Raw genomic sequence first — 7,803 nt, 5'->3', positions numbered from 1 at the left:
CATTATAGGGAGCCGCGCCGCGATGACAATAGTTTTTTTGAAGAAAATCACGAAAATTTCAAATTATTCAATTAGAAACAGCTTATTCAGTGTATATATACAAGGTTATCCACAATCCAACTGTTTCACTCCCCTTTTAGCGTCATTTATATCGCCGCCAGAGCCTTTGGGAGTGCCATACTGGAGCCGATAACCTCTTCCGAGTGGACCATGGTAGCGCCAATCAGGAAAGCTGGTTACCATGGAGGTGAATACAGTGTTGCACCTTTTTTGCTTTCATTTACAAAAGGTCTTTTAAGATGAATTTATCCAAGTTTCCCGTCTATATGCAGGCCGCAATCCTTGCTCTGGTATTGGCAGTGGTTGGCTACCTGGTTGCCCAGGCCCTGCAATTCTCTTTGAAAGCGGAAGTCATTTTTGCAGCAGGTCTGGCGATTGGCGGTTTTGTGGTACCGCTGCTCCTGAAAAGAACCCCGGCTAATGCAGCCGAAGCGATCGCCAATCAGGAGACTTGCACCTTATATGTAGGCAACCTGCCATATCGCGCCAACGAGATTGCCGTGCGCGAATTGTTTGCCGAACAGGGCCAGGTAATTTCCGTACGCCTGATGAAGGACAAGGCAACCGGCAAGCGCAGAGGATTTGGTTTCGTCGAGATGCCTGCTGCCGATGCTGCCAAAGCGATTGCCGCATTGAATGACAAAGAGTATCAGCAGCGCACCCTCAAGGTACGCGAAGCGAACGACAAACGAGACAAAGAGGAGAAGGAGGGTGGTGAAGTCGAGGCTTGATCCCCCGTCAGAACCCCACCTCTTCCAATGATGACAGCCCCCATGCTTGCAAGGGGGCTGTCAGTTTTTGGGCCTCCCCATCCAGCCTGGTGCAGTAAGCCCTGGCAATCACCTCTTCTATATGTACAGGCTGCAAGGTTGCATGCCCGCCATTGCTCAGCAACCAGGCCACCCGTTTGGCAACTGCACTGCCCGAGTCGATCAGCTGACATTGCGGCATCAACTGCCCAATCTCTTCATTGAGTAGCGGGAAGTGGGTACAACCGAGTACCAGCGTATCCGGCTTCTCTTTCCCCTCCAGCCAGTCAGCCAGCACTTCACGCAGCAGCGCCATATTGACCGGCAGGCCCGCCAGCTTGTGCTCTGCTTCTATTACCAGCTCGGTGGTGCCCTTGAGCAACACCCGCTTGCCGGGGGCAAACTGGGCGATCAGTTCGTGGGTATAATCGCGGCTGACGGTGCCCGGCGTGGCCAGCAGGCCAATACAACCGTTGCGAGTCTGCGCAGCGGCGGGCTTGATGGCAGGCACCACCCCCACCACGGGAATATCAAGTGCCTCACGCAGAGCCGGCAGCGCTATGGTGCTGGCCGTGTTGCAGGCAATCACCACCAGATCGATATGATGACGGGCCACCATGGTGGTCACCAAGCGGGAGCATGCAGCAATCAGGGCGGGCTCGCTCAATTCACCATAGGGGAAGTTGGCATTGTCGAAGCAGTAGAAATAGTTGTGTACCGGCAGAACGCGACGGATCTCGCGGTAGATGGTCAGGCCACCCATACCGGAGTCAAACACGAGAATATTGGCCACTTGACCTCCCCCTTTGGTGCAAGGCGGCGATCATACTCCCGCCTGCCGCCAATAGAAAAGGCCCTGCCAATGGCAGGGCCTCGGTTTTTCAAAGATGAACCGAATAAAGCATCAGAAGCGATAATCGGCAGTCACTTTGAACTCGGTACCCGGTGAGGCATAACCATAGGCAGGGGCGTAATCACGATCGAACAAGTTATCTATACGCCCCCCCAAGGTAAATTGCTGAGTCACCTCGTAACTGGCGGCCAGGTTTAACAATGTATACGCTCCGAGCTCTACCCGTTGGTTTGTCGCCCAGTTATTGTCATAGCGCTTGCCGACATAGAGCAGCTCAGTCGTCAGTGTCGTGGCATCGAATCGGGTATCTGCGATCCAGCTACCCTTATGCTCGGCTCTGCGCAGCAACTGCAAATCCTGATTACCCTTGTCTTTGGCTCTGGTGTAGTCGTAACTCAAACGATGATGCACGGGCCCGGTATCGATACCGATTTCCGTTTCCACCCCTTTGATATCCGCCGTGGTATTTTTGGGATTGCATGTGTAGCTCATGCTGGTCAGGCAATAAATCAGATTATCGATGCGGTTGCGATACAGATTTACAGACCAGTCCCAGGCCGAATAGCGACCTGACAGACCCAGCTCCAGGTTTTTGCTCTCTTCCGGCTTGAGTGTCGGATTCTCAGACCCGGGATAATAGAGCTGGTTGAAGGTGGGCGCTTTGAAGCCAGTACCGTAGCTCAGCCGGACATTATGGTTTTCATCGATATCCAGCCCGCTGGCCGCAGACCAGGTGTTGTGACGGCCATATTGCTGGTTGTCATCGGTACGACCTGACAACTCCCACAGCAGCGCCTGCCAACGGTAGCTCCCCACGGCAAACAGACCGGTATTGTCGCGATCAGGTGCGCTGAAGGTTTTGCCATAGCTGCGGGAGTCTGATTTCATCTCCTCACGCTGCCAATCTGCGCCACCGGTCAGATTCATCCCTTCGATGCCGCTCCAACTGTTAATCCAGGAGAAGCGGGTTAAACCTGTATGAATAGGCTCACCGCTAGCCTCTCCTTTAGCCTCCTGCCAAGTCTTCAGCTTGTTCTCACCGTAACTGGCTTCAAGTCGACTGCTCAGATCCTTACCCTGGAACTTGAGACCACCATCATATTGGAAAGCCTGTACCCGACTCTGGTCCGTGCTGCCATCTGTGTCGGTGAGATTGTCATAGCCCTGAGCATTGAAGTCCGCACTCCAAGCATCATTAAAAGCGTGGTTCAAACCAATTTGGCCATTACGGCTGGCAAAACCATCCCGATCCGGCTGTTTGGTATTTGCTACGACATCAAAACCATCGGTACGCTCGTAGCCGATCAGCATGTTCATATCGGTTTTTTGACCCAATGACTGAACCGTTCTGAGCTCGCCTTGGCCATAACCATTGCTGCCAGCACCGCCCTTCAGGTGTGTCTCGCTGCCATTTTTGGCGGATGTTTTGGTGATGAGGTTGATAACGCCGCCAATGGCATCAGAACCATACACAGCCGCGCGTGGGCCACGGATATACTCGATTCGCTCGATATTGCCGAGCGGGATTTGGCTGAGATCAGGCGTACCCGCCACCATGGCTGCAATCGGACGACCATTCATCAAAACCAGCGAGTGGTTGGAGTTGGTTCCACGGATAAACAGGCTGCTGATGTGACCCCGGCCTCCCAGTGTCGCCATCTGCACACCGGGCAGGGTTTTCAGCAGATCGGGCAAACTCTGAACCTGACGAGATTCGATCTCGGCGCGATCGATCACCACAACGGGCGCCAGCACCGAGCTGACCGGTTGTTCCACGCGGTTGGCCGTAATGACCAGAGTTGGATTGATGGGGATGGTTGTTTGGGCAAATGCCGCCGTCGGCAACAGGGCAGCCGCCAGAAATTTCTTCGACATGAGAGATCCTTAAGTTCGCGTAAGTATCTACTTCGTGGCCGGTTTCTCTCGGCCCGAAATACGAACTCTGGCAGGTCTTCGGGCTCGGGGGCTGATAGCCTACGGCGACGGCTTCCCGCCTGACGGCAGTGCCCTGATGTCGCTTCGTTCCCCCTTACCGCTGCGCGCCAGCTCCGGATTCTCACCGGATTCCCTATTAAGCATGATGCGCCAAAGCGGGAGGATTATAGGCAGAGCAAGGCTGGATGTATAGCCATCCAGATTTCTATTTGTTGCCCACCAGCGCCGCCAGCCGCTGCTGGGCCCCCTCCATCACCGCCTGCACCCCGGGATGAGAGAGATGGCGCCCTGCCGACACCAGATAGTAAGAGAGGGTGACGTCGGTGAGGGTCGCAATCCGCTCCACTCCGTAGAGGCGGCCAATCTCGTCGGCCATCGCCAGCGGCGCCGGGAAGATCCCCATCCCCGCCTTGCCGAACGACTTCATCAGGGTGGAGTCATCAAACTGCCCCACCAGATGGGGATGAATGCCCTGCTGGCGATACCACTCCAGCAGCCGATCGTGGGTGGCAGACTTCTCTCCGGGGATCAGCAGCGGCAACCCCTCCAGTGAGGCGGGAAAGCCGTCCCGCGCCCGCGCCGCCAGCTCCTGGCTGGCAAACAGCGCCAGCGGGCTGCGCCCCAGCTCGTGGTTATAACCGCGCACGCCGCTGTCGGGAGGGAGCGGGCGATCGATCAGCACCATATCCAGCTTGTGGCGGGCCAGCTCGCTGAACAGCTGCTCGGCCCGCTCCTCGTGACACACCAACCGCAGCGGCGTCGCCAGCGCCATGGCGGGAGCCAGCAGCTCGAACGCCAGGGTGCGGGGAACCGAATCGGCGATCCCCACCTGCATGGTCAGCTCCTGACTGGCGTGGCGCAGGGTGTGCTCCAGCTCGGCGCCGAGCGAGAAAATAGCCCCCGCCTGCTCCTGCGCCTGCCGTCCCGCAGCAGTCAGCACCAGACGTCGCCCCACCCGGTTGAACAGTGCCACCCCGAGGGACTGCTCCAGCTCGGCGACCTGACCGCTGATGGTCTGCGGCGTGAGATGCAGCTGTTCGGCGGCCTGCGTCACGCTGCCGCAGCGCGCCACATGCCAGAAGTAGTAGAGCTGTTTGTAGTTGAGCATGCCGTTCCCTATCAGTTTTTTCCGAACAACCATCAGCGAGAATCTGATTTTATCGAAACATTGCGGGCTCTAGCATGCAACCATTATCTGAACTGCCCTGCGAGCCATCATGCTGGACGTCGTTGTTCTCTTCTTTCTGTTTGGTCTGCTGGCCGGTCTGGTGCGCTCCGAGCTCAAGCTGCCGCCCGCCCTCTACGACACTCTCTCCCTCTTTTTGCTGCTGGCCATCGGCCTCAAGGGCGGCGTCGGTCTGGCCCAGCAATCCCTGCAACCTCTGCTGCCACAACTGACGCTGGTGATCCTGCTCGGCGTGGTGCAGACCCTGCTCGGCTTTGCCGTACTGCGCCTCAAGATGAACCGGGTCGATGCCGCCGCCACCGCCGCCCACTACGGCTCGGTCAGCGTCGCCACCTTTGCGGTCGGGGTGAACTGGCTCACCGAACGGGGCATCAGCTTTGAATCCCAGCTCTCCATCTTTCTCGCGGTGATGGAGATCCCGGCAATTCTGGTGGGCATAGTGCTCGCCCGCGGCATCAGTCGCGAGACCCGCTGGCGCATGCTGGCCCACGAGACCTTCCTCGGCAAAGGGGTAACCCTGCTGCTGGGCGGCATGGCCATCGGCTATCTGGCCGGGCCGGACGGGATTGCCCCGCTCAAACCGCTGTTTGTCGACCTGTTCAAAGGGGCGCTGGCGCTGTTCCTGCTGGAGATGGGCCTCATCGTCGCCCGCCAGTGTCAGGATCTGCGCCGCCATGGTCTGTTCCTGCTCGGCTTCGCCCTGTTGATGCCGCTCGCCTCGGCTGGACTGGGATTGGCAGCTGGCCAGCTGATGGGGCTCTCCCTCGGCGGCCTGACCCTGCTGGCCACCCTGGCGGCCAGCGCCTCCTATATTGCCGTGCCGGCCACCATGCGCATCGCCGTGCCCCAGGCCAACCCGGGGTTGTCACTCAGCGCCGTGCTGGGGGTCACCTTTCCGTTCAACATCATGCTGGGGATCCCGCTCTACCACAGCTGGGCCCGCCACTTCACGGAGTAGCCACATGCAGACCGAGACCCGCACCCTGCTGACCGTCATCACGGAAGCCAATCTGGAGCCTACCCTGCTGCGCACCCTCACCCGCGAGGGGCTGCGCGGCTACACCATCACAGATGCCCGTGGCCGGGGGGATCATGGCGAGCGCAACGCCAGCTGGAGCGAGAGCGGCAACATCCGGCTGGAGGCCATCTGCAGCCGGGAGCAGGCGGAGCGGCTGCTGGCCCATCTGCAGAGTCGTTACTACCCCGATTACGCCATGATCGCCTTTCTGCAACCGGTCGAAATCGTGCGACCCGAGAAATTCTGAGCCGGCTTGCCGGCTCTTTTTGTTCACCAAAAGCAAACGTTTAACAGCAAGGATTCAGAGAAAATGAACACCCCTCCCCTGATCGGCCTGGTAATGGGCTCCGACTCCGACTGGCCAGTGCTGCAGGCTGCCGCCCGCATCCTCAAGGAGCACGGCGTGCCCTACGAGGCGCAGGTGGTCTCGGCCCATCGCACCCCGGATCTGCTGTTCGAGTATGCCGCCACTGCCCGCGAGCGCGGCCTGCGCGCCATCATCGCCGGAGCCGGTGGCGCCGCTCACCTGCCGGGTATGGTCGCCGCCAAGACCACATTGCCGGTGCTGGGGGTGCCCATCCCCTCCCGCCATCTCAAGGGAATGGACTCCCTGCTCTCCATCGTGCAGATGCCCAAAGGGGTACCGGTCGCCACCTTCGCCATCGGCGAGGCGGGGGCTGCCAACGCAGCCCTGTTTGTCGTCTCTCTGCTCTCCGTTGCACAAGACGGCGACGCCCCCCGCTACTGGCAGCAGCTCGACGACTTCCGCACCCGCGAGCGAGATCGGGTGCTGGCACTGCAACTGGAGGAGCCGACATGATCCTGCCACCCGCCACCCTCGGCATGCTGGGGGGCGGCCAGCTCGGCCGCTACTTCGTGATGGCCGCCCATCGCCTCGGCTACAAGGTAGTGGTACTGGATCCCGATCCCGCCAGCATCGCCGGTGCCGCCGCAGATCACCATATTGTCGCCCCCTATGACGACCCGACCGCCCTGCACGATCTGGCCAGCCGCTGCGAGGCCATCAGCTGCGAGTTCGAGAACGTGCCGGCCACCGCCCTCGCGCTGCTCGAAAAACAAAAGCCGGTGCGTCCGACCGCCAGCGCGGTGCGGGTCTGTCAGGATCGCCGCGAGGAGAAAGCCTTTCTGCGCGGTGCTGACATCCCGGTCGCCCCCTATCTGGCGCTACTGCCGGAAGAGCCCATCCCCACACAGGCCAGCGAAATCCTCCCCGCCATTCTCAAAACGGCCCGCGAAGGGTACGACGGCAAGGGGCAGTGGCAAGTGAACAATCTGGATGAGCTGGCGACGGCGCTGGCAGCCAGTGCTGTGCCCTGCGTGCTGGAAAAACGGCTGGCGCTGGAGGGGGAGTTTGCCCTGACCCTGGCCCGCAGCCCGAGCGGCGCCATCAGCGCCCTGCCACTGGTGCAGAACTGGCACAGCGGCGGCATTCTCGACCAGACTCGCTCCCCAGCCAATATGCCGGCGCTGGAGCGCGAGGCCAAAGGGATCGCCGAGCACATCATCGCGGCCCTCGATTACGTGGGGGTGCTGACGGTGGAGTTCTTTCTGGTGGAAGGCCGACTGCTGGTCAACGAGCTGGCGCCCCGCCCCCATAACTCGGGTCACCCCAGCCTCGACAACGCCGCATGCAGCCAGTTCGAGTTGCAGGTGCGCGCCCTGTGCGATCTGCCGCTGCCGGAGCAGATTGCCGTGCGCCCCGCCCTGTTAATCAACCTGCTGGGGGATCTCTGGCAAAACGGCACCCCCGACTGGGCTGCGCTGCTGGCGCTGCCCGGCCTGCATCTGCACCTCTATGGCAAGGGCGAACCCCGCCCCGGCCGCAAGATGGGCCATATCACAGTAACCGGTGACGGCTGGCCAATGGTGGAAGAGACCTGCCGTCAGGCCCGCCAGCAGCTGGGGCTAGCGCCACGCTGAGCGACCATCGGAAATGCAAAGACCCGGGCATGGCCCGGGTCTCTGTTGTTGCTTGCTGTGG

The 7,803-nt window shown here is 60.1% G+C and carries 8 protein-coding genes and 1 riboswitch; of the genes, 5 read left to right on the top strand and 3 right to left on the bottom strand.

Annotated features, from left to right (window positions below):
• Positions 1–299: 299 nt before the first annotated feature.
• Positions 300–791: an RNA-binding protein gene (locus BS300_RS18855; protein ID WP_041210845.1), complete on the top strand. Its 492-nt coding sequence runs from the start codon at positions 300–302 to the stop codon at positions 789–791.
• 7 nt (positions 792–798) lie between these two features.
• Here BS300_RS18855 and murI read toward each other — a convergent pair whose 3' ends face one another.
• The 3 genes from murI to nhaR all read right to left on the bottom strand — a co-directional run bounded on the left by murI (position 799) and on the right by nhaR (position 4,705).
• Positions 799–1,602: a glutamate racemase gene (gene murI, locus BS300_RS18850; protein ID WP_071914601.1), complete on the bottom strand. Its 804-nt coding sequence runs from the start codon at positions 1,600–1,602 to the stop codon at positions 799–801.
• Between the two features lie 111 nt (positions 1,603–1,713).
• A complete protein-coding gene (locus BS300_RS18845; RefSeq protein WP_071914599.1) occupies positions 1,714–3,537 on the bottom strand; it encodes a TonB-dependent receptor in 1,824 nt (607 codons plus the stop codon).
• A gap of 51 nt (positions 3,538–3,588) precedes the next feature.
• Positions 3,589–3,767, bottom strand: a riboswitch (cobalamin riboswitch).
• Positions 3,768–3,802: 35 nt separating this feature from the next.
• Positions 3,803–4,705 (bottom strand): transcriptional activator NhaR, encoded by a 903-nt coding sequence (gene nhaR / locus BS300_RS18840; RefSeq protein WP_071914597.1) that lies wholly within the window; start codon positions 4,703–4,705, stop codon positions 3,803–3,805.
• 109 nt (positions 4,706–4,814) lie between these two features.
• On the opposite strand from nhaR, the gene BS300_RS18835 reads away from it, so the two are divergent.
• The 4 genes from BS300_RS18835 (at position 4,815) to BS300_RS18820 (ending at position 7,742) form a co-directional block, all read left to right on the top strand.
• Positions 4,815–5,741 carry a sodium-dependent bicarbonate transport family permease gene (locus BS300_RS18835; protein WP_041210841.1) on the top strand — a complete coding sequence of 309 codons (927 nt, stop codon included), beginning with the start codon at positions 4,815–4,817 and terminating at the stop codon, positions 5,739–5,741.
• 4 nt (positions 5,742–5,745) lie between these two features.
• Positions 5,746–6,048: a hypothetical protein gene (locus tag BS300_RS18830; protein WP_005321666.1), complete on the top strand. Its 303-nt coding sequence runs from the start codon at positions 5,746–5,748 to the stop codon at positions 6,046–6,048.
• 63 nt (positions 6,049–6,111) lie between these two features.
• Positions 6,112–6,621, top strand: a complete 510-nt coding sequence (gene purE / locus BS300_RS18825; protein ID WP_071914595.1) for a 5-(carboxyamino)imidazole ribonucleotide mutase — start codon at positions 6,112–6,114, stop codon at positions 6,619–6,621.
• Positions 6,618–7,742, top strand: coding sequence for a 5-(carboxyamino)imidazole ribonucleotide synthase (locus BS300_RS18820; protein WP_071914592.1), 1,125 nt, complete (start codon positions 6,618–6,620; stop codon positions 7,740–7,742). The genes purE and BS300_RS18820 overlap by 4 nt, the downstream gene beginning before the upstream one ends.
• The last annotated feature ends 61 nt before the right edge of the window (positions 7,743–7,803 follow it).

The sequence above is a fragment of the Aeromonas sp. SCS5 genome, from assembly GCF_001887375.1.
Taxonomy (GTDB): Bacteria; Pseudomonadota; Gammaproteobacteria; order Enterobacterales; family Aeromonadaceae; genus Aeromonas; species Aeromonas jandaei.
The sequence above is the reverse complement of the archived record's forward strand: the minus strand, read 5'-3'. Positions and strand labels throughout refer to the sequence as shown.